Annotated in this window: 24 protein-coding genes and 1 pseudogene; 6 read left to right on the forward strand and 19 right to left on the reverse strand. The window is 42.0% G+C overall.

Features of this window, described 5'->3' with window-relative positions; translation table 11 throughout:
• Window positions 1-306: 306 nt before the first annotated feature.
• From NNJ73_RS04225 to NNJ73_RS04265, 9 genes and pseudogenes are all read right to left on the reverse strand, one after another.
• Window positions 307-1,867 (reverse strand): annotated as a pseudogene (locus NNJ73_RS04225) (YfjI family protein).
• Window positions 1,864-2,706 (reverse strand): toprim domain-containing protein, encoded by an 843-nt coding sequence (locus NNJ73_RS04230; RefSeq protein WP_254492856.1) that lies wholly within the window; start codon window positions 2,704-2,706, stop codon window positions 1,864-1,866. Before NNJ73_RS04230 ends, NNJ73_RS04225 begins: the two are co-directional and overlap by 4 nt.
• Before the next feature lie 315 nt (window positions 2,707-3,021).
• A complete protein-coding gene (locus NNJ73_RS04235; RefSeq protein WP_254492857.1) occupies window positions 3,022-3,381 on the reverse strand; it encodes a hypothetical protein in 360 nt (119 codons plus the stop codon).
• Between the two features lie 695 nt (window positions 3,382-4,076).
• Entirely contained in the window at window positions 4,077-4,868 is a 792-nt protein-coding gene (locus tag NNJ73_RS04240) for a beta-hydroxyacyl-ACP dehydratase (protein ID WP_254492858.1), read from the reverse strand.
• A 38-nt stretch (window positions 4,869-4,906) separates the two neighbouring features.
• Complete coding sequence (locus tag NNJ73_RS04245; protein ID WP_254492859.1) at window positions 4,907-5,785, reverse strand: citrate/2-methylcitrate synthase; 879 nt, start codon at window positions 5,783-5,785, stop codon at window positions 4,907-4,909.
• Window positions 5,786-6,025: 240 nt separating this feature from the next.
• Window positions 6,026-6,829 (reverse strand): hypothetical protein, encoded by an 804-nt coding sequence (locus NNJ73_RS04250; protein ID WP_254492860.1) that lies wholly within the window; start codon window positions 6,827-6,829, stop codon window positions 6,026-6,028.
• Between the two features lie 20 nt (window positions 6,830-6,849).
• Window positions 6,850-7,209, reverse strand: a complete 360-nt coding sequence (locus NNJ73_RS04255) for a hypothetical protein (protein WP_254492861.1) — start codon at window positions 7,207-7,209, stop codon at window positions 6,850-6,852.
• A 129-nt stretch (window positions 7,210-7,338) separates the two neighbouring features.
• Window positions 7,339-7,797, reverse strand: coding sequence for a class I SAM-dependent methyltransferase (locus tag NNJ73_RS04260; protein ID WP_254492862.1), 459 nt, complete (start codon window positions 7,795-7,797; stop codon window positions 7,339-7,341).
• Entirely contained in the window at window positions 7,794-8,456 is a 663-nt protein-coding gene (locus tag NNJ73_RS04265; protein WP_254492863.1) for a lysozyme, read from the reverse strand. Before NNJ73_RS04265 ends, NNJ73_RS04260 begins: the two co-directional genes overlap by 4 nt.
• A 106-nt stretch (window positions 8,457-8,562) precedes the next feature.
• Between NNJ73_RS04265 and NNJ73_RS04270 the strand changes: the two genes are divergently transcribed.
• On the forward strand, window positions 8,563-8,886 hold the full coding sequence (locus NNJ73_RS04270) for a type II toxin-antitoxin system RelE/ParE family toxin (RefSeq protein ID WP_139413580.1): 324 nt from the start codon (window positions 8,563-8,565) through the stop codon (window positions 8,884-8,886).
• Window positions 8,887-8,898: 12 nt separating this feature from the next.
• Window positions 8,899-9,210, forward strand: coding sequence for a DNA-binding protein (locus NNJ73_RS04275; RefSeq protein WP_254492864.1), 312 nt, complete (start codon window positions 8,899-8,901; stop codon window positions 9,208-9,210).
• 72 nt (window positions 9,211-9,282) lie between these two features.
• On the opposite strand, the gene NNJ73_RS04280 is transcribed toward NNJ73_RS04275, so the two are convergent.
• From NNJ73_RS04280 to NNJ73_RS04315, 8 genes are read right to left on the reverse strand one after another with little or no spacing between them, the layout of a single operon-like run.
• A complete protein-coding gene (locus NNJ73_RS04280; RefSeq protein ID WP_254492865.1) occupies window positions 9,283-10,590 on the reverse strand; it encodes a phage late control D family protein in 1,308 nt (435 codons plus the stop codon).
• Window positions 10,587-10,811 (reverse strand): tail protein X, encoded by a 225-nt coding sequence (locus tag NNJ73_RS04285; RefSeq protein WP_254492866.1) that lies wholly within the window; start codon window positions 10,809-10,811, stop codon window positions 10,587-10,589. The genes NNJ73_RS04280 and NNJ73_RS04285 overlap by 4 nt, the downstream gene beginning before the upstream one ends.
• A complete protein-coding gene (locus NNJ73_RS04290) occupies window positions 10,808-11,188 on the reverse strand; it encodes a phage tail protein (protein WP_254475324.1) in 381 nt (126 codons plus the stop codon). Before NNJ73_RS04290 ends, NNJ73_RS04285 begins: the two co-directional genes overlap by 4 nt.
• Window positions 11,189-11,193: 5 nt before the next feature.
• Window positions 11,194-13,329 carry a phage tail protein gene (locus NNJ73_RS04295; protein ID WP_254492867.1) on the reverse strand — a complete coding sequence of 712 codons (2,136 nt, stop codon included), beginning with the start codon at window positions 13,327-13,329 and terminating at the stop codon, window positions 11,194-11,196.
• A complete protein-coding gene (locus NNJ73_RS10095) occupies window positions 13,326-13,514 on the reverse strand; it encodes a GpE family phage tail protein (RefSeq protein WP_371923248.1) in 189 nt (62 codons plus the stop codon). Before NNJ73_RS10095 ends, NNJ73_RS04295 begins: the two co-directional genes overlap by 4 nt.
• Window positions 13,439-13,723, reverse strand: a complete 285-nt coding sequence (locus tag NNJ73_RS04305; RefSeq protein ID WP_254475320.1) for a phage tail assembly protein — start codon at window positions 13,721-13,723, stop codon at window positions 13,439-13,441. The genes NNJ73_RS10095 and NNJ73_RS04305 overlap by 76 nt, the downstream gene beginning before the upstream one ends.
• Before the next feature lies 1 nt (window position 13,724).
• Entirely contained in the window at window positions 13,725-14,231 is a 507-nt protein-coding gene (locus NNJ73_RS04310; RefSeq protein ID WP_254492868.1) for a phage major tail tube protein, read from the reverse strand.
• Complete coding sequence (locus NNJ73_RS04315) at window positions 14,231-15,460, reverse strand: phage tail sheath subtilisin-like domain-containing protein (protein WP_254492869.1); 1,230 nt, start codon at window positions 15,458-15,460, stop codon at window positions 14,231-14,233. Before NNJ73_RS04315 ends, NNJ73_RS04310 begins: the two co-directional genes overlap by 1 nt.
• Before the next feature lie 355 nt (window positions 15,461-15,815).
• Here NNJ73_RS04315 and NNJ73_RS04320 point away from each other — a divergent pair, with 355 nt between their 5' ends.
• The 4 genes from NNJ73_RS04320 to NNJ73_RS04335 all read left to right on the forward strand — a co-directional run bounded on the left by NNJ73_RS04320 (window position 15,816) and on the right by NNJ73_RS04335 (window position 17,617).
• The gene (locus NNJ73_RS04320) at window positions 15,816-16,535 is read left to right on the forward strand and encodes a phage regulatory protein/antirepressor Ant (RefSeq protein ID WP_254492870.1); all 720 of its coding nucleotides are present in this window, start codon (window positions 15,816-15,818) and stop codon (window positions 16,533-16,535) included.
• Entirely contained in the window at window positions 16,532-16,810 is a 279-nt protein-coding gene (locus NNJ73_RS04325; protein WP_254492871.1) for a hypothetical protein, read from the forward strand. Before NNJ73_RS04320 ends, NNJ73_RS04325 begins: the two co-directional genes overlap by 4 nt.
• A gap of 176 nt (window positions 16,811-16,986) precedes the next feature.
• A complete protein-coding gene (locus NNJ73_RS04330; protein ID WP_254492872.1) occupies window positions 16,987-17,238 on the forward strand; it encodes a type II toxin-antitoxin system Phd/YefM family antitoxin in 252 nt (83 codons plus the stop codon).
• Complete coding sequence (locus NNJ73_RS04335) at window positions 17,231-17,617, forward strand: hypothetical protein (protein WP_254492873.1); 387 nt, start codon at window positions 17,231-17,233, stop codon at window positions 17,615-17,617. The genes NNJ73_RS04330 and NNJ73_RS04335 overlap by 8 nt, the downstream gene beginning before the upstream one ends.
• Window positions 17,618-17,626: 9 nt before the next feature.
• Here the strand turns inward: NNJ73_RS04335 and NNJ73_RS04340 are convergent, their stop codons facing one another.
• Together NNJ73_RS04340 and NNJ73_RS04345 are read right to left on the reverse strand one after the other, a co-directional pair.
• Window positions 17,627-17,935, reverse strand: a complete 309-nt coding sequence (locus NNJ73_RS04340; RefSeq protein ID WP_254492874.1) for a HigA family addiction module antitoxin — start codon at window positions 17,933-17,935, stop codon at window positions 17,627-17,629.
• A 174-nt stretch (window positions 17,936-18,109) separates the two neighbouring features.
• Entirely contained in the window at window positions 18,110-19,435 is a 1,326-nt protein-coding gene (locus tag NNJ73_RS04345; RefSeq protein ID WP_254492875.1) for a Bgr_08870 family protein, read from the reverse strand.
• Between the last annotated feature and the right edge of the window lie 9 nt (window positions 19,436-19,444).

Here is a 19,444-nt window from a genome sequence, read left to right on the forward strand (position 1 = left end):
ACGTTTTATGAGACACTTTAATAGATAGGTTTTGACGGTGTTTAAAACCCCCTAAACCCCTACAAAACCCTCTTAAATATATTATTAAAGATTGTATTTACGTGTTGTGTTTAATATAGGTTGTTTATTTAAAACATTAACATATTGAAATATAATAACTTTTATTTTTGATTTAAAAAATATATAGAGGGGGTGTAAAAAGAACACCCACCCACCCCCAAAACCAATAGATGCGGAATGCTTTGAAGGCTCTCTTCGATAATACAAGGTTATAGGGTTTAATGTTTTATAAGATATCCAGATTGCCTATTGTGTTGTTTTATGACTTTTTATTAAAGGATGCCATTCATAGCGTATGGTAGGTCGACCGCCTTGAGAGTTATTGTCTCCAGAGATTTCACGAATATAGTTACAACAGCATAAAAGCTCTAAAGCTTGCTTAACGGTTCCATTGTCCTTTAAACATTTCCAATTACGTTTATAAACATCACGTGAAGTAAAACCATCGGGTAAATAATCACAGCGTTCAACGTTGTTAATGTATCATGCGCCGCGTAAAGACGTTTTGCGTGACTTATCAGATATTTTTCCCAACACAATGCTGTTGTGATGGCATAGAGTCCAATTTCAAAACGACCACTATCAAGAAGTTCAAAAATCAACGCAAGGCTTGCTATAGTCTTAGGCATTTTTAAAACATGCGATTGTAAGCTTTTTGAGAAATGACCACCTTTTGCCTCTCTATGAAGATTTTCTAGCCATTCATAAAATTTCTCTTGTGCTTTTGGCATAAAACGCATGATCAGCGGGTGTTCTGGAGAACCTAGTCGTTTATCACGAAAAGAACGAAACACCCCTTCATACTTTTGCCAACCCTCTTGATTGGGAGGTTTATCAACCAATTGCCAATCTTTTGTCTCATCGGGCCACACCAGCATTTGAAACCGTTGCAATAAACCGTCATCGTTTATTCCACGGTGCATGGCTTGAATAATGGGAATAATTCGTGAAGGTTGAATGCCTCCAATCATTGATAAAGTTACATGGGGGATAAAAATGGTTCCACGCTCTATACGGTCATAGGTAAATTGATCATCTCCATTAAAAGCTGTTAAATAGAAAGAACGGTCTGTTTGATATTCCTTTCTCTCCAAATTGGCTAAAAACCCAGATAATTCATCACGGACCATTAAGAGACCACGGGGGTTTTCTTTTAACAATTCCCCAAGCTTTTCGACGGTCACATCATTGACAATAAAACGCGAGACATCATCATCATGAGCACTGTCTTTAGAGAGCGTTTCAAACAAGAGAGCACGGGCTGTTTCACACTCTCCTTTTTTAAGCGCTTTATTGGCTTCTCTTTCCTTTTCTCTCTTGTCTAAACTCTCTAGTCTTTCTTTCTGCTTTAACCACTCTTTATACCATTGTTTTTGAAGGCACGTGATTGGAGCTAAAGCGGTTTCAAGGTAGGTGTTTTCATGGTTGAAGGTTGTCCAATAAGAGCTCCCCAAAGATTAGGAACAATTGTCCAATCATCATGTTGTTTTGGAGCAATCCGTACGCCATTACCAATGACAGCAGCCAAACCACATAAAGCAGAGACAGCAATAAAATCTATTGGAGCCTGTTGACGCTCTGAAACGTCATAAATATAGTCCATGAATGGCATTGGGAGCTGTAATGGATTAAAAGGTTCAACGGGTAAGAGAGCCTTATCAATAGACTGTAATTCCCCCCAACCATTTTGTTGCAAGGCTTGTTCATAAGGAATGGCTTTTAAACAAGTATTATCGTTTAAAGAGGCATTATCGTTATCATTGACCAAAACATTTTGATTATCGTATTTTACATCACTTTCTTTCATATTTTCCTCTCTCTAGAAAGTAATACATTATTAAAGTCTATTCCTTTTGGAGCTTGCATGATAAAGACCTCAAAGCCTTGCCTATAAGCACGATTTTCTAGGGTAAAACCTGCTTTACGACCCGCATCATCCCCATCCATTGCAATTGTCAGACGCCCTTTTATCGGGGGTAAATTCACACGCATCATGCCACTGGTGGAAAGAGACGCCCATAAATTCACGGGTTCTGATAATAAACCAGACAGCAGAGACAGACCCGTTTCAATGCCTTCACAAATAACCAGATGTTTTGGATTGGCTTGACTTAAACGCACAGCACCGCCCATGACAGATCCTAACATGGCTTTTGCTGGTTTCTGATCTGTTTTGCAGCCATTGGCTTGTAAAAAGGTTCTATGAATGGCAAAGGAACCAGCCCCCTTAACAAGAGCCACCAACGCGGGCAGTGTCATTCCTAATGGGTGCGGACATTTGTCGTGAAAGCGTAAATCAGCAGGCAATTCACACGTAATCCCCCGCATGCGTAAATAGGTTTCTGCTAAAGTATTTTTGATCGGTTGACTTTGTTGCCAAATTGCTTTTGCTCTTTCTGCTTTCTTTTTTGCTCGCTTGAGATCAGTACAAAACTGTTTTGAGAAAGAAAGCGTGTGATCATAAGCTTGTTTCCCCAGCAAGCCAATTCTTCTGAGCGCTTGTATGATCTCTCTAAAAGAGCAGCCAGCATAACAAGTGAGTAAGAGACGCCCATCATTTCCATTGGTAATGGATAAACTAGGCAATTGATCATCATGAGCTGGACAACGGGCAAGTCCATAACGCCCATGCCAAACCCCACACAAGGCACTTGCACACCTACGCCAATGAGACCATCACTATCCTCTTTTTGAATCGTAAAACAAAATGATTTACCATGAGCGATAAACCATCTGCTCAAAGTCCAGCTAGCTTAAACTCATAGCATTCTAAACCTTTAGACTCGCTCTGCCCCCAAGGGGGCATAGTCAGATATATCACTTCCGTCACCTATTCACGCGCTGGGATAAAAAATCTGAAACTATGAGGCAACGCCGCATTTATATGCAGTGTTGTTGTTAGGTATAAGCTTCTATAGAGATAGTTCTGATAGGAAGCCCCCACAGTTAATGGTATAGGGATTAATTTGGATTCTTTCGAAATGCTCTATATAAATTTAATGTGCCTCCCCAAAACACACCATCAGTGAACCCATTTAAAAGACCAAAAAGAAGGTTAAAATCAAATGCATGTTTCAAATCAGGTTTAACATTGAGAAAAACAATCAATGTGAATTTGATGACAAAAGTGATAAGAATAAATATCAGCGTCAACGGCGTACCGGGCCGAATAATTAAATCCGTTCCCTCTTTGATTTTTAAACGCGGAGTGGCACGCCAGAGCAACCAGCCAACGCCAATGCCGATCATCAGCCCCGCCAACATTGAGAATGCTCCCCAGCGTGGGAACGCCAGCTGGTTAATCACATCGCTTCCGCCCAAAAAAAAGAAAGACTAACGGCAATAGAAAAAGGCGGTAAACCCCCATTTCCCTATCTTTCAATGCGTTTATTCCCAACGTAATGAGAAAAATAAGCAAAATCCAGGCCCATAAAGGGGTTCCAGTCAGAATGTTAAACAATGACATATTATGCTCCATGAGGTTTGATGCGATAAAAATATTGCATGACGTTAGGAAGATATTTAGAAAAAAGAATACCAGCAAAAGTTAAACCCATAGTGACCAACCAAATCTGGGGGGAGCATGTAAAAAAAGCCACTAGAAGACCATTGGCAAAAAAGATGATTACCCAAATCCATGTAATATATTTATTGATGAGATAAAATAGGATATGTTTGCGTTTCTCTTCAGAAACACCAGCACTGACATAAAAATGGTAAAGGGTTTCTTTACCAGCAAGCTAATCAATGAAACCAGAGCAAGTGACAGATAGCAAAAAACTGTGGGGTAGTTCAGTAAAAGTGTAGACCATCCAGCGAAATAATTAACAAACAGGACAATAACTGTCAGAATGTTAGTAATCATTACGGGTTCTCCCTGTCGGATAATTTTAATATTCACAGCAATAATGAACAATAAAATCACAGTCAAGATGAGAGAGCGTTCGACCAGAGTTAAAACGTTTCCATTGATAACCCAGGAGTAAATACTCCACGGAATAAAAGAGATTATTATGTTAAACATGGCGCATCCTCCTTTTTATATTTGATAGAAAACTTACCGTAAGTGATTCGTTTTTTAGTTTCCGTATGAATAAAAAAACGCCACCCGGTTCACACTCTGTATCCTGTTTAATGGTCAACTGATAGGTATCTCCCGGATAAACTGCTTCAATGAACTTTACTTTTTTCAGTGCAACAGATGCGATATTTTTTGCCCTACCCTGCGTGGCCAAAGCCAGAACCATCTCAATCAATAGTGAACCAGGACATACGGGGCGGGAGGGGAAATGTTCCTCAAAAAGCGGGTGATACGCATTAAAGGAAAAAGTACAAGAATCTCCGGTTACGGAGGAAATCTTACATAAATCGCCTAGTAATGGAAGAGCGGCTTTCTCAGAACACGAGCTAAGGAAGCAGACCTTACTGACCATGATGATTGCCTGTGCAATAACGGCCCTGCCATTGCCGTATGGGCTGGCCTTACAGTGAATACGGTAGGCCTCATTAATGCGTTCAATATGTCCTTCAACGCATAACCGATCGCTATCAAAATGGGTGGTAGAGAAAAACTGTTCAACCATAACAGGGAGATAGCGATAAGTGAGATCCGAGTTTTTAGCCACCACGGTGGCGAATCGAACTGAAAACTGATGCAAGGCTTCGAGTAACAAGCCCTGTTTCAAATAGTTATGGGTTAAATTCCAGTGAGAAATATCGATTTGCCCGCAAGCACGCATCGGTGTGATTAAGGTGATACTCTGACATATACCCAAGAAATTTGGCTCGGTGCGATGCTTTATAGCCATAATTGGGGGACCTTTTTATATTTTTTTCTTAAATCCTTTTATGATAAACCGAAGGAATGAGCACTAAACCGCGCTTGATAGTGCGCGAGAAGTATCGGCATACGACAAACGAAAAAAGCCAACAATCCCAGCTCAGGAGAAGCCCGATGTTTGCTCATGATGCTTGCAATTAGAAAATCGACATTGGGTTGCAGTCCTGTATTGTCCGAAATAGATCGCGCAAGCGAACTGAAGGGGCGCATAGGCACCTGAAAGCGTGAAAAAAAGAAATCAACCCGGACATCCCGTTGCATAATCGGGTGACTAAATCCTGGCCTGGGTTTGTCTTTGCAATAATGCGTTACCGTCGCCTCAAGATTCCCGGCTTCAATCTCATGGAGGACACTAGAAAGTCGCATGATAGCATATTTGCAGGCTCCCATATACGCGGGGCCAGTGGCACAAAACCCACCGATTAGTGCAGAAATGACGTCGCTCTTGGTACTGGCAATAAATCTTACCGTGGTGGTTGTGGGTGTCACAATACCAAACCGGCCCAGCAGTAGAGACATGCACCGGCAAAGCACATCAATATCCCAGTCGGAAGAAGCTTCCTTGCTAGTTAATGCTAACCAAAAAGCACGCTCAAAGGTATTGCAACTTTCGATCTCCGGCAAATCGGAAAACTGTTGGGAAGAGCGCGCCAATGTAATAATCCACGGCATCAGCAAGATAATTTTAAGACAATCACCGTCGCTTACGGGAGCCATGACCTTACCCTGAGCCGCCGAAACCTCAACTTGCGATAATAACATCATAAATCGCTGCGTTAAACTCAAAGATGGCAATACATTGATCAGTTGATGCATCGCCTGCAGTTTGGCTGTAGGGTTCGTCTTTTGCAGTTCGGCGTTAGTATTCTGAATCAGCCGATCCATCTGTTCTTCATTAAGAAGGTTGCCGGTCAGTGCAAACCATGCGTTCTGCAAATAACGGTTTTCATCGGAATATCAATCAAATTACATCCACGAATAAACAATGCGTTATTATCTAAATCATAATTATCAATAACATCATCTGACATGATTTACTCCTGCTGCTCCGGTGACACGCTATAAAACCTAATGTTGACATTTATCGTATGCGAATTCCCTGATAAAATTTCATTACACAAATTATCAAGTTGCATTACAGGACTCCCTTGCGTCATAAACTAGCAGGCATTTCCCTCTGGGTGAGAAAAGCAAATCGCTATATTCGACGACGGTGACATTAATACGCCCGCGCTTTTTCATATAGGCTTCATAAATATCCGGCAAATGATAGATTTCCTCAGTTAGTTCGGACAAATCAAGGTTGTGAAATACTTCGCAGCAGATTTTAATATCCATAATCTCTTGTCTATCCGCGGATAAAGACAATACAATTTGAACAATCACATCGGGCAACCGTCGATTAATAATTTTGAATATTTTTTCATGGCTAATCAAATTTCCCATGAAATTAAAATCAACAGCATTGCGTTTAATACCTTCAAAATAGAGGTCACCATTTTCAACGGATAATGTGCCCATATCGCCCACGGAATATCTGATAAGTTTGCGCGAGGCATCGGGATCCAGCGATGTCACTAGCAGCCCTCTTTTATCTTCATATTCAAAGAAGAAATCATCGCTGAAGAGCAGGTGCCGATTAAGCCGCCCTTCGGTGGATATACCAATGAAACCGCACTCCGACAAACCATATAAACCAATTATCCGCAGATCGGCGCCCAGCATCTCGCGCAGATAGTTTTCATGCACGCTCAGCATCAATTCACCGGTAAAGACCACTTTTTTAATTGCCAGTGGAACCCCAAGGCTGAGCATGGCTTCAACGAACTGAACGATGGCGCTGGGCACGCCAAACAGTACCGAGAGCCGTATTTCAGCCAGAAACTCAAAATGACTCTTCAGCAGCAGGGCAATATCGCCAACCGGCACGACATGTGCACGGCAATTTTTTAAAATTTCACACGCCAAGTAGTGTAAAGATGAAAACAGATTAATCGTAAACAGGTTGCCAACAACATCCCCTGGGGAAAAAACTGCCGCGCGCGCAGGTTACAAATTAAATTACGCTCTGATGAGCTGACCGCTTCCTTACTGGATTTTAGACGAACGCTGACCATTTTCATCGCCCCGGTGGTGCCGCTTGTAGCACCAAGCAGCATCGGTAAGTGTTCAGCCGCAGAATCCAGTTGAGTCAAAGAACCACTATCACCAGTGGTCGAATAAACGCGTGTACTTATCCTAACCGAATCGCGAAAAGCAATGTAATCGAGTGCATGGCAGCCAGTTATTGCCGTTATACGTGGTTGCATCTTTGCATACATTTCAGCACAGAAATAATCCATGATAACTCAGACCTTTTTAATGAAAATTTCACAGCCCAGAGCTGCTAGACCTTCTCCACGTCTCACTGTCCAGCTCATCTCACTAAAATCGCAGCCTTATAAAAGATCGGTGATACCGGCTAATGTAAATTTTTCTTCTGTGGACATAGCTGCCACACCGCATTCACGACGTGATTGGTTAAAAACACCCAGTGCTGTTTCTTCTGCATCAGCTAGGGGTTCATGGATGATAATACGACCGCCGCGATCTAAAACACGGCACAACTCCTGTAATCCTTTTTTAGGTTCAGCCCAGTGATGAATTACGGAACGGGCATAAATCATTGAAAAGGAGTTATCGGGAAACGGTAAATTGCTGACGCTGGCTTCAATGATGTTGAATGCATGCTGGTATTTTAACTCGGTACATTTTTTAACACAGAACTGAACCATACGGGGATCAATATCAACCCCGTAAAAGAAATAGTCTGTGAGTTTTTGGGAGCGGTAAAGCTTGAAAAGCATGTGGCCAGTTCCCATGCCAATATCGAGATTTTTTTTCATCCATAAGATCATAGTCGGTGCTCCTGAAAGCGTTTGGCAACAAAGAAAAGACCAACACCTGCAGCTAGAACCATGATGGTAGCGAGAGCCCATTGCACTGGACCATTGCCTGCTAATAAGCCACCAAGACCTGAAAAAGAGCCAATGACTGGTGCCAATGCTTCTGCTTTAAAGAGCGCTGTTGAATCCTTTGTTTCTACGGTTTGATAGTTGGAGGAAACATAAGCGCCTTTCGCCCATAATCCTGCTTCTGCGACACGCCGGTGTACGAGACCTTGCAAGCGTTTACCACCCGCTTTGGTCCATTTTTGTAATTCGGCCGGGACTGCTTCATATTCACCTTGATTGAGCTTTTTTAGCAGGGTGGAATTGCAAAAAGCTGTTGTTCCTACATTATAGCAAAAGGAAACCAATGCCGCGAATTGCCAAGAATTTAAAGAGACTGTAACGGCTTTTGCAACAGTGTTTTCAAATTGTCTTAAGTCTTTACAAAGAAGTTCTTCGGCTTGTTTTTCAGTAATTGTCATGCCCTTGTGAACAAAAGGTTTTCCTGCGGCGCTGGTATGTCCATAACCAATAGTCCACACACCGATGGTGTCTTTATAAGCGTTTAAGCGCAAGCCTTCCCATTGTTTTATGAGTGCAAGCCCTTCTTGTGATATTTTTCGCATAAAGTTCTCCATTAAAAAAGCCCCACACAAGGTGAGGCTGAGTGAAAATCTAAAAATAAATTTCTTTCTATCTTGACAGATGTTCGTTTATAAACGAATATAGATTATGTTTGAAATACGTCACTACCTTACCTCTGATGGAAAAGACTTGATAAATGATTGGCTGCGAAAGCTGCGTGATGTGCAGGCTAAAGCTGCAATTATTCGCCGTCTTAATCGTTTAGAGCAAGGAAACTTTGGCGATTTCAAACCGCTTCGTGATGGTGTCTATGAATTGCGTATGAATATTGGTCCTGGTTACCGCGTTTATTATGCCCAGTCTGGCAAGACCGTATTGTTGCTATTATGCGGTGGTAGCAAAAAAACACAAGACACCGATATCACTCGCGCATGTGCTTGCTGGCGTGATTGGCAAAACCGTGAAGATTAAAGGAGTGCAAGAATGAAAGACCGTAACCATGATGATGCGATGGCAGAAATATTCTGTGATGACCCTGAGTTGGCAGCAGCTACCCTTGATGCTATCTTAGCAGATGGTGACCAGGGGGAATTGCTTATAACACTGCGTCAAATGGCAAAAGCTTATGGTGGTGTTCAAGCTGTCGCTAAAGCAGCCAACCTGAATCCAACACAACTTTACCGTACACTTTCAGAAAAAGGTAATCCAGAGCTCCGTAGTTTAAATGTTTTGCTGCGTACTATGGGGCTTCGCCTGGCTGTACGACCTCTTGAACAACCCGTTCCACACATTTGATATCAGTGTTGAGTGTATTAAATACTTTCCACTCCTAAACAACAGTGTTTTACAGCAAATCATGATAATCTGCTATATATCTTCTTTATCCATATGGATGACGCCGTCTCCTTCGTCACATGCATTGGGAGGGACGTTTGGATCAAGGGTATCATCTTTGTCTGGTGTGGTATTGGCTACGTTTTTTGCAGCATCTTCTTGGGCTTTATCAAAAAGTTCGCAGTCTATTTTTGTTGTATAGCCCCCCGTCTTATCAAGCTTGTGTTTGACGCTTTTGATGCGCCATTCTGCTGGAATATAGGGGCGGAAAGGGGGCTCTTGAATAAGTTTTGCTTCTGCTTGCACAAAGGGATCACCACCGATATCACATGAGAAAGAAGATTTCCCACGCGATGATTTGTTGCGATAAGTAGCAATGGCCGCAACAGCTTCTGATTGGTTATGGTAAGTATATTTGAGTTCATGGAAAGGTTCTTTACCAACCTTAACTTCCTTTTTTTCACCAGTACGGATATCATGATAGGTGGCAAGGACACCGCCTTTTTTCTCTTGTTCTTGCTCTTGTTTTTCGGGTGTTTCTGCTGTTGTCTCTTCTTTAGGCAAATTGGGAGTATCACTTTCATCCATATGGATCACATCTTCGCCTTCTTCAATTTCCTCTGGTTCTCGTGCATCAGCGGCGGCTTTTTGGTCATCTCCTGCATCTGTTGCTAAGCCATTGGCGGCACCTGCTTCATCGCGTGCACTGTATTTAAAATCCCAAGAGGTACATTGTTTTTCATGAATAACAACGACGGGGAGTGTTTCACCGGTAATGGCTTTGCCTTCGCCTCGTTTGGCAAGCACCAATTTGCCATCAACAGGCTTTGCGACGGCATCATATTCTTCTGCAAGGCGTGTGGCAAAAGCCATATCGCTTTCTGCGGTTTGATCAATGTGACGTACGACAATTTTGGCAAGAGCAGGGTCAACTTTTGCTATATAGCCATTGCGCTGTGCTATCTCTTGAATGATACCCCCGAGGGTTTGTTGATGATAGGATTGGCTTTTGGGTGTTCGATAAGATGTGTTCATGGAGGCAGCGCGCCCTGTAACATTTAAGGTTTGTGGTGGACTGCTTACAGAGATTTCATCAATCAGATAGGCGCCCATATCGCGGTTTTTACCCCCTTCATAGCCAAGGGTGACAGAAAGGATAGTTCCGATGAGAGGAATATCAAGAAAGCCGTTATCACACTCACGGGCGCGGTCATCAAGCTCTATGGTAATACGATCACTTTTGTCTTCTGCTTCATCGGTAATTTCAATCGATAAGACATAGTCCATAAGTATGCGTGTAATGTCTTCTCCATTTGCCATCACTGTGCAAAAAGGTTTCATGATTGACTCCCCCAAATTCTAATGACCGGTGTGGCTTTAGGATAGGGGAGGACTGGCAAGAGGATTGTGATACCTGCTTTTAAGAGTGGTCCATAGTCTGCAAGACCAAAATTAGCTGCATAAACGCGTTCAACAGCAAGAGCTTGTTGACCCTTGGCATAATATCTCCAGCAAATAGCATCAACCATATCGCCTTCTTTTGTCACGTAAAGATCATTCATAGTTCTTCACCATATTCTCTCAAATTGACGGTAAATTCTTGTTTTTTTGGGTTACCATTTTTGTGAAAAATACTCTGTTTTTCTTTGACAGAAAGGATGACAAATTTGCCTAAAATCTTCCCCTGTCCTGTTACGAGGATATGAGGTCCCTCATGTGCCATTTGCCGCAAATATTCCAGTTGTCTATAACCGCCTTTAAAGTCTGGATAAACCACACCTGTTAGGGAAAATTCCGCATTGGCAACAGCTGGTAATTGAAGAGCAGCCTTGCGCCTCAATCGCCCTTGCTCGACCCATGGAATGTTATAGGTCATATCGAGGGCTTGATAAGCTGCTGTTTCAATGGAAAAGATAAAACGACCTAAAGCTAACATCATGATGATTAATCCGAAAGGCTAGAAGCGATAGCCAAACGCTGTTGTTTGGCATAGTGTTCAAGGGCTTGATTTACGGCGGCGCGGATTTCGTCTTTTAAACCATTGGGAACAGAAATATTTAAATTTGAAATCATCACGCGGGCATCGATTTCTACCGGCTTATGAACGGTAATGGGCTCTGGAACTTTGAAAGATTCAACCTTTACATTGGTCGCCTGCATTTGTCCTGTTTCGACTATGCCTTTATTAGAACTGCTCTTACCTTTTCCAGATGGAGCATTGGGAACAATGGCTGTATCAAGCATTTTTTTGACGGGAGCTTTGGTTTCATCGTTAAGGGTTTTAATGGTTTGGGTTGAATTTTTGTCGATTGTAGCCTTAAATCCTAGCTTTTCTCTCATCCAGTTTGGCATCCAACTGGTTAATCCATCTATATTGTTGCTAAACCAATCGGATAGAGCATTCCATTTGCTTTTGATGCCTTCCCAAAGTCCGTTAATCAGATTGGTTCCTGCGGCCATTAAATCGATCCCAAACAGCCATTTAATGAGGTCATTGATTTTTTTTGCAATCCAAGAGAGGGGTGAAAACTTTTTAAAGAGACTAAAGAGGTTATTAAAAACAGTACTACATAAGTTGGCAAAAGAATTCCACAAGTTGCGTAAGAAATTCATGACCGTATCCCAATTTTTGTAGAGCAGATATCCAATTCCAATAAGGGCTGCAATACCAGCCATTATCCAGCCTATGGGGGTTGTCATGATGGCAATACCAAGCGATATAAAAGCGGAACCAACAGCAGTTATTGCTGGAATAAGTGAAGCGACAAGACTTACCGCGAGACCGGCAACTGCGGAAGCAGCTGGAACCATTGCTGCAATGAATGATCCGATAAGAACGGCTCCAACTGCGGCTAAAGATGCTGCTACCCAGCCATTGAGTTTATCCCAACTTTTATAAAGTACAACGAGGATAGCAATACCGCCAATGAGCCAACCGATAGGGGTGGTCATCATAGCATAGCCAAGGCTAACAAACGCTACTCCTACGGCTGCTAATGCGGCAATGAGCGGACCAAAAATAAAGGAACCAAGGGCGACAAGACCCACTTTAAAAAGGGTTATTTCACCAATTAAGGGCTCTAGCCATTGGAACCAGCCTTTAATCCTCTCTGTGAGATCACTGATACCTTTTCTTAAATCAGAGGTAGGATTAAGCAAATCTTGCAAGACTTGTTTTAAGGTTTTAGCCCAGCTTGCCACGGTTGTTTGAATGAGGTCACGGTTTTCATCAATCAATTTTGAAAATGCATCAATTAAATCATTGATCACGGGCATGAAGCGTGCGCCAATAAAGTTTGCGATACCGCCTATTTTTTTCTTAAAAGCACCAAGCTTATCACTTAAATCTGCTGCATAGCGTGCAACATCGGCACCAAGGAGCCATTTTCCTTTTCTCGCCTTTGCAAAGAGTTCTTTAATGGGCGCCATGCCTTGTGAGAGCATGGATGCCATCTCTTTACCATCTCCACCAAACAGTAAGGCAGCAATGTGCTGTCTTTGTGCTTGATTTTTCATCTTACTCATTTTTTCGGTAATTTCTTCTAGTAAGAGAGAATTTGATTTGAGTTTGCCAGAAGCGTTTTTGACAGAAATGCCGAGCGCTTCAAATCCCATCATGCCTCTTTTTTGTCCGGCATATGCTTGCGCAGAACGCCTATTTAAGGTTGCCAAGGATTGTTGAAAGAGTTCAGCAGAATATCCTGAATTATCGGCTGCATCACCCCATAACTGAAGGGCTGTGACACTCATTCCTAAATGGCGTGAGGCATGGTAGAGACTATCACCCATATGCATGGTTTTCATGGTAACGGCGGTCAAGCTTGCCACAAGACCACCCCCAGCAAGCCCTAAGACACCGGTAAAGACCGAAGCACGACTTGCAGCTACACTAAGAGCCCCTTGAACGCCGTGAAGGCTTTTTGTCATGTTTTTTACAGCAGCAGAAAAGCGCGGAATACGCAAACTATGGGATAATGTTTTTGATAAATTGTCGAATTCCTTTTGCACACGTTTTAAAGGCACGGTGAGTTTGTCTTCAAGAGACAACTTGACCTTTGCATCGGCAACTTTTTTACTCATTTTGTCTTATACCTTTCTGCTGCTTGTTTTCGCCAAAAGAGCAACTCTCTTGGTTCCATTTCCATCATCTCTGAAAGAGACCAATGGAACACAATGGCAATATCGGCAATCAGTTTAGCGGCGGTTTCCCAGTCAAGGTTTCCCGCCGTTTGATAAAAGATTCCAAAATTTCTCCAATACTCGATAAGTCATTGATATCGAGTTCACTGATAGCGTCATGTGGCCATTCAGAAAGGCGTGCAATCATAGCGATTGTTTGCTCTACACCTTCTTTTTTATCAATAGCTTGCAAATCTTTTGTTTTGGGGCGGCGTAAAGTAATTTCGGTGTGTTCTTTTCCTTCAAAGGTAATAGGGATAAGCAATTGATGGGTAACACTTTGTTGTATAGTCATTTTATAATCCTATGTTTTCTCTGTGGCCTGCGAGTTGATTGACGCCATTGAATTTTCTAACTAAGTTGGGAACATCTATCTCAACAATTTCAACGTCCTTTTGCACATATTTGAAATATTGCAATGTGAATGTCGCTGTAGAAGTTGCTTTGCCTCCCGGTTGCCATTCTGCCATTTCAAAGCCTTTGCAAAGTCCTCTCATGGTAATGACAACCCCTTCTGCGGGTGTGCCTTGGGCTTGCATTGAACTGCGCAATGAGATGTCAACATCTGTGCGTCCCAACAGCGCCATTAATTCTGGAGAACAATCAGAAATGGTCATGGTAAGGGAGAGAGTTTCAAGACCAAGATCAACCTCAATGGCACTATCCATGCCGCCGCCGCGATAACTTTCAACGACCAAATTCAAGTTTGGGAGGGTGACGCTTTCACACTTTGCTTGATAGGGAATACCGTCGACAAAAATGTTAAAATATTTCAAAACTCTTGGTAAAACAGGGATAGTCATTAAAAGATCTCCTCTAGGTAATCATTGATGATTTGTGAACGGAAGGTGATGTGTTCTGCAGGTGTTGTGGGCGTGAATTCCACATTGAAATAGACTCTGCCATCTTCAATAGCACTTGCTGTGTTAAGCTCTAGATCTGGTGTACAGCGTCCGCCAAGAATGGCGCCTTGTGCTTTTAAATCACGCAAATAAGCATTGACGCTTTCACTCACATCATTCAGATAGGTCTTTTTGATATTGCGGTCGACCGCCCATAGATGTCCGCGTAAAATGGCATCATTGATCATATCTGCGGTGCGTACTACCGATAAAAAGGCAAATTTTGTATCGCTTGAAAGGGTGCGATTGCCCCAGAGGCGATAACCGTTTTCACGGATGATGGTGGTGATGTTTTGTTCGTTAAGAAGGTTAGCGCGGCTTGCACGATCACCAATAGAAAAATCAATGGGGCGCGCAGTTCCTACAATCCCATTGATCACTTTATTGGAAGGGGAATGCCAAAAACCATTAGCAAAATCATTTTTAGCAATGACCCCAGCAACCGCTGCACTTGCTGGCTCTTCTAAGATTTTTCCATTACGATTGACCTTTATAAATGGATCAATGAGAAGGGCGCGTTTTGAATCAAAATCCTTTGCTGCGCTAAGGGCTGCTTCATCTGTTGTGTTTGGGGCATCAATCACCACAATAGCGCGCAAACGCTCGGCAATGCCAATCAGTTCTGCTGCAACGGGGTTAGAGGTTGTACTGCTCTCAGTTTTGGCGCTATCACTCGTTCCATCAGTGGTTACACTGGAAGGGCGTTGATGGGTAAAGCCTGGAGCAATCAGAATACGTGGTGTTTGTCCCACAACAGATTGTGCTCCAATGAAAGCATGAACACCTTCATAGGCGCCATGTTCGTTCACACCACCTAGAATATTGGTGAGTGTTGCTTCTTCATTGTCTCCTTCTTTCACACGGATAACGACGACAATGGCTCCCACTTGCTTGAAAATAAGATCAAGGGCATTGGGTAAAGTACCGCGTCGTTTGCCTGTTTTGTCCAGTTTTGCCGCTTGTGAAAGAGAGCCTGCGACCAAAACCGGTGTGTTAAGAGGAAAGGCTTGTTCATCTGCATCGGGTGCTGTGCCGATAATTCCGATAACGCCAGACTGAACTGCACGAAGGGGGCGTGTGCCGTCATCAACCTCGATGACTTCAACACCGTGTAGAAAACCTGTTGCCATTTTATGCTCCTTTAAAATAGTGGTGAATTAAAATGAATATAAAAAAATGAGAGGTGCAAGCCGCTCTTGAGAACGACTTGACAAAATATTTAAAACCGTTAGATTCATACAAAGGTGCCTCAAAAACACCTTAAAATACCAAGCGGATGAACTACCGACATAGTTTATTTTCCGCACATTAAAGGCTTTGACTCATTGTATGTTACATGCATATAATGGTCTCGTCGGGTGTGGTTACGCTATACAATACCCTTTTAGGGGAAGGCATAACGACGGACTTGGTACCGTGTTTTTGAGCACCCGGCATTCTTTTGAGAGTGTCAATCAAAAACAATCTATTACCAAGGAGTTCATTATGAACACTCTTATAGAAATTACAGAAAATGTTGCTAACGATGCAACAATTCAAACTATGTCTAGCATTGAAATTGCGGAGTTATGTAGTAAGAAGCATAAAAATGTTATGCGCGATATTAAGCAAATATTTAGCGAGCTCAAATTTGAGCCGGCTAAATTTTTAAGTAATTATATTGATGAACAAAGAAAAACACGCCCTTGTTACAACCTTCCAAAGCGTGAATGTTTAATTCTTGTATCCGGTTATAACACTGCCTTACGAGCGAAAATAATTGACCGTTGGCAAGAATTGGAAAAGCAAGTCGCTGTTCCACAAGTTGATTACTCCAAACCCGAAGCCTTACTTGGTGTCTTGAATCACTTACAAAGCCAAATCGAGCAGAAAGATCATGTTATCGCAGAACTAACACCAAAAGCAGAGGCTTTGGATGGTTTAAAGCGTTCGGATGGTTTGTTTGGTCTTATTGAAGCAGCAAAGATGTTAGAGATACGACCAAAGGATTTAAACGATTATTTGCGTAAGCATGATTGGGTCTATCGGCGTGCTCCAGGGGCGCCTTTGTTACCTTATCAAGATAAAATCAAGAAAGGTTTTATGGATTGCCCTGCGATTACCATTCAAAGACCGGATGGGACAGAAAAGGTCCTCCCTTCAACAAAAATCACCTCCAGAGGTTTGGCATGTTTAAGAGAACAAATCCATGGAGGTGTGCAATGAATACCAGTATAGACTTTTTATGTGATTTGTGGATGGCGTTGTATCAGTTTTCTGATCGTGATGATATTGAAGACAAGGCTTTTAATACTCTTATTGAGACTATGGATGCAATAGAAAAAGCTTTAATATTAAAGCTTCAAGATGAAACCCCAAATGCACTCAAAATTTTGGCAATGATTACAAATTTTGGAACTTTAAGACCACCTCCGATTATAGAGTCTTTGTTAAAATCTTACGAACCCAATTTAGACAGCCCCATTAAAAAGGTTGCTTAAGGTAAAATATAACCTCTCTTCCCTGCTTCTAAGTGGGGAAGAGTTTATTAGATTCCCTCTGAGAACGGCTTATTCCAATTACAAAAGGGTACTTTTTTCTCCAGTACGTTGTAAAAAATCTTTACATAATACATATTATACGTACAATACGTATTATCTATTAAAGGGCTGTACTGATGAAAAAATATAGTTTTACAGATGTAAATCGCGGGGCAGGCGATATTTTAGACGAGGCGATGTCAAAGCCTGTTGCTTTAACGAAACGAGGGCGTGAAAAAATCATTATGCTTCCTGTTGATTTATATCATGAATTAATAAAAGCGCGCTCTCACGCACAATCTTTTTCTTATGCAGATGCACCTCAAAGTATATTAGACGATTTAGATCATGGTTTAGATGACATTTTAAATAGTGATGAACATGTTTAAAGCGGGGGATGTTGTTCGATATTATTATTTATGGCACGAACAAGCGCAAAACGGTGAACATTCGGGGCGTAAAGCGCGTCCTTCGTGCGTTATGGTCAAAACTGAAAAGCATCTTTTTTTGTTTCCTATCACTTCTCAAGAACCTCATGATTTGCAGTATAGCGTAAAGGTACCTGAGATAGAATGTCAGCGTGCGGGTTTGCAAAAGCAATCTTGGGTACGTGTTGATGAATTTAATGTTGTTCCTTGCGAATCTTTGTTTGACTTTGAAGATTTGAAGCCACAAGGGCGTTTTAGCCTTGCTTTCATGCGTAAAATTGCAGTTAAAATTAAAGAAGTTAAAGCAATAAAATCACTTAGGAAAGTTTCTAGAGATTAAGTCACAAAGTCAAACAGCGTGGAGTATCGGAACTTTGCTAACATCTGTTTCACGCTCTGCATGCCAAGCATCATAATTGGCTTGCATACGTAACCATATGCCTGCTCCATTCCCAAACATCTTTCCAAGACAAGCCGAAAGAGAAGGGGAGATAGGCTTTTTTGCCTTTAGAATATCGCAAAGATGTTGGTGTGATATACCGAGCATTTGTGCGATTTCTGAATTTGTTTTTCCAGTTTCTGGAATAATATCTGCTAAAAGCTCTCCTGGATGAGTAGGGCAGCGGTTTTTATCTCTTTGTGCAGGAATGCCATTCATAATTGTATCCTTTCTTCATAAAGCGAATACGAAGTTTAAATTCTATTGCCATTTTTCTCTCCAAATCAATGAAGAGACAATAACAAGTATCACCATGCTCCATAAGACTGACAGTGTCAGTCAAAAAAAGCCCTTTAAAAGAGCGATAAAAGAGCTTTGAAAATATATAAGTTCTTATACAAAAACCTTTAATTTAACTGCGCCATCTCCACCCCGTCCAGCGCCACTTGCTGTTCCATCCTCGCCATCTCGATACCCGCCGCCACCGCCACCGCCATTGCCTAATTCAGCACCATTTCCTCCATTGCCACCATACTGGCTTTTTCCACCATTACCTCCATTATTAGGTACATGACCACTACCTCCACTACCACCCCCACCTGCACCACCATAGCTACTATCCCCCCCATTACCACCACGACCATTATTGGTACCACCGCCACCGCCTCCTCCTCCTTGCCATGCATGGCTTTTTCCTGAAAAACCACTCTCGTTGTTGGAAATATAGCCACTACCACCTGAAACGCCACCGCCACTATTCCCACCAATATAACCGTTATTCCCCTTACCACCTCGTGCTGTAAGAATAGAACCAACTAGCGTATTACCACCATTAACACCATTTCCATATCCGCCTTTTCCAATAGTCACTACATCATTATTTTGTAATTGGCGTTTTTGAATCTTTAAAGAAATACATTCACCACCACCTCCTCCTCCACGTTGGCCTCCGCTACCTCCTCCTCCCCAAGCCATGATTTCAATATCAGTGTCATCTGTCACCCCATCAGGCCAAGGAATATTACCACTCTGCAACATGGTGATTTCAATGTATTCTTCTTTACGCTTTTTGATTAAAGCATCTAAAAGAGCATCCACTTGCGCCTTGGTATAAACAAGATCACCATCGACTCTCAAAGGTCCTTTAAGCGAGCTTCCGCTTGTACTTAAGTTAGTGACCACTTTATTGTTATGGGTAATATTCAATGTTGAATTGCCCAACAGTTCCAAATCGCCACTCATGGTGACTTTGTTGGTAAATTTATTATAACTTTGCCATTCATTGGCTTGTTTTAAGCGCCCATAGCTGGTCAGATCTTCGTTAATCTTGGCTCTAAAGTCATCCAATCCCACAATATCTTCGGTTTTGTGTTGATGTGACCCTAACAGAGATATCGCACTACCAAAGGTAAAATTATTGTTGCCTGATTTATAAAGCACATAGTTGTTTGCGGCATCTTTTGCCCCTTCGATATCGCCTAAATCGGCAAAAGTGAAGGTTTTATTCGCTGCCATTTTGCCATTAAGAGCAGTTTCTAGACCCGTCACATCGCTTATGGTATGTGTATGCTTTGAAGGGGCTTTTTCGTCTGTTTTTTCCACAATAGCTATAAGGGCTTGATCAAGTTTGCCTAAATTTTCACGTAAAATGGGGAATTCAGAACTGATAAAGCGTCCTTCTTTGGGTAATTCCATGTCGAGTTTTTTAGTTTTTGTCATCTCTCATTC

This window comes from Bartonella sp. B1099 (assembly GCF_944801835.1).
Lineage (GTDB): Bacteria > Pseudomonadota > Alphaproteobacteria > Rhizobiales > Rhizobiaceae > Bartonella.

Coding starts and splice junctions, on each gene's coding strand:
- NNJ73_RS04240 (WP_254492858.1), bottom strand. CDS start 4,868: ATGGCTATAAAGCATCGCACCGAGCCAAATTTCTTGGGTATATGTCAG.
- NNJ73_RS04245 (WP_254492859.1), bottom strand. CDS start 5,785: ATGGATCGGCTGATTCAGAATACTAACGCCGAACTGCAAAAGACGAAC.
- NNJ73_RS04255 (WP_254492861.1), bottom strand. CDS start 7,209: ATGCAACCACGTATAACGGCAATAACTGGCTGCCATGCACTCGATTAC.
- NNJ73_RS04260 (WP_254492862.1), bottom strand. CDS start 7,797: ATGATCTTATGGATGAAAAAAAATCTCGATATTGGCATGGGAACTGGC.
- NNJ73_RS04265 (WP_254492863.1), bottom strand. CDS start 8,456: ATGCGAAAAATATCACAAGAAGGGCTTGCACTCATAAAACAATGGGAA.
- NNJ73_RS04270 (WP_139413580.1), top strand. CDS start 8,563: ATGTTTGAAATACGTCACTACCTTACCTCTGATGGAAAAGACTTGATA.
- NNJ73_RS04275 (WP_254492864.1), top strand. CDS start 8,899: ATGAAAGACCGTAACCATGATGATGCGATGGCAGAAATATTCTGTGAT.
- NNJ73_RS04280 (WP_254492865.1), bottom strand. CDS start 10,590: ATGAAACCTTTTTGCACAGTGATGGCAAATGGAGAAGACATTACACGC.
- NNJ73_RS04285 (WP_254492866.1), bottom strand. CDS start 10,811: ATGAATGATCTTTACGTGACAAAAGAAGGCGATATGGTTGATGCTATT.
- NNJ73_RS04290 (WP_254475324.1), bottom strand. CDS start 11,188: ATGATGTTAGCTTTAGGTCGTTTTATCTTTTCCATTGAAACAGCAGCT.
- NNJ73_RS04295 (WP_254492867.1), bottom strand. CDS start 13,329: ATGAGTAAAAAAGTTGCCGATGCAAAGGTCAAGTTGTCTCTTGAAGAC.
- NNJ73_RS04305 (WP_254475320.1), bottom strand. CDS start 13,723: ATGACTATACAACAAAGTGTTACCCATCAATTGCTTATCCCTATTACC.
- NNJ73_RS04310 (WP_254492868.1), bottom strand. CDS start 14,231: ATGACTATCCCTGTTTTACCAAGAGTTTTGAAATATTTTAACATTTTT.
- NNJ73_RS04315 (WP_254492869.1), bottom strand. CDS start 15,460: ATGGCAACAGGTTTTCTACACGGTGTTGAAGTCATCGAGGTTGATGAC.
- NNJ73_RS04320 (WP_254492870.1), top strand. CDS start 15,816: ATGAACACTCTTATAGAAATTACAGAAAATGTTGCTAACGATGCAACA.
- NNJ73_RS04325 (WP_254492871.1), top strand. CDS start 16,532: ATGAATACCAGTATAGACTTTTTATGTGATTTGTGGATGGCGTTGTAT.
- NNJ73_RS04330 (WP_254492872.1), top strand. CDS start 16,987: ATGAAAAAATATAGTTTTACAGATGTAAATCGCGGGGCAGGCGATATT.
- NNJ73_RS04335 (WP_254492873.1), top strand. CDS start 17,231: ATGTTTAAAGCGGGGGATGTTGTTCGATATTATTATTTATGGCACGAA.
- NNJ73_RS04340 (WP_254492874.1), bottom strand. CDS start 17,935: ATGAATGGCATTCCTGCACAAAGAGATAAAAACCGCTGCCCTACTCAT.
- NNJ73_RS04345 (WP_254492875.1), bottom strand. CDS start 19,435: ATGACAAAAACTAAAAAACTCGACATGGAATTACCCAAAGAAGGACGC.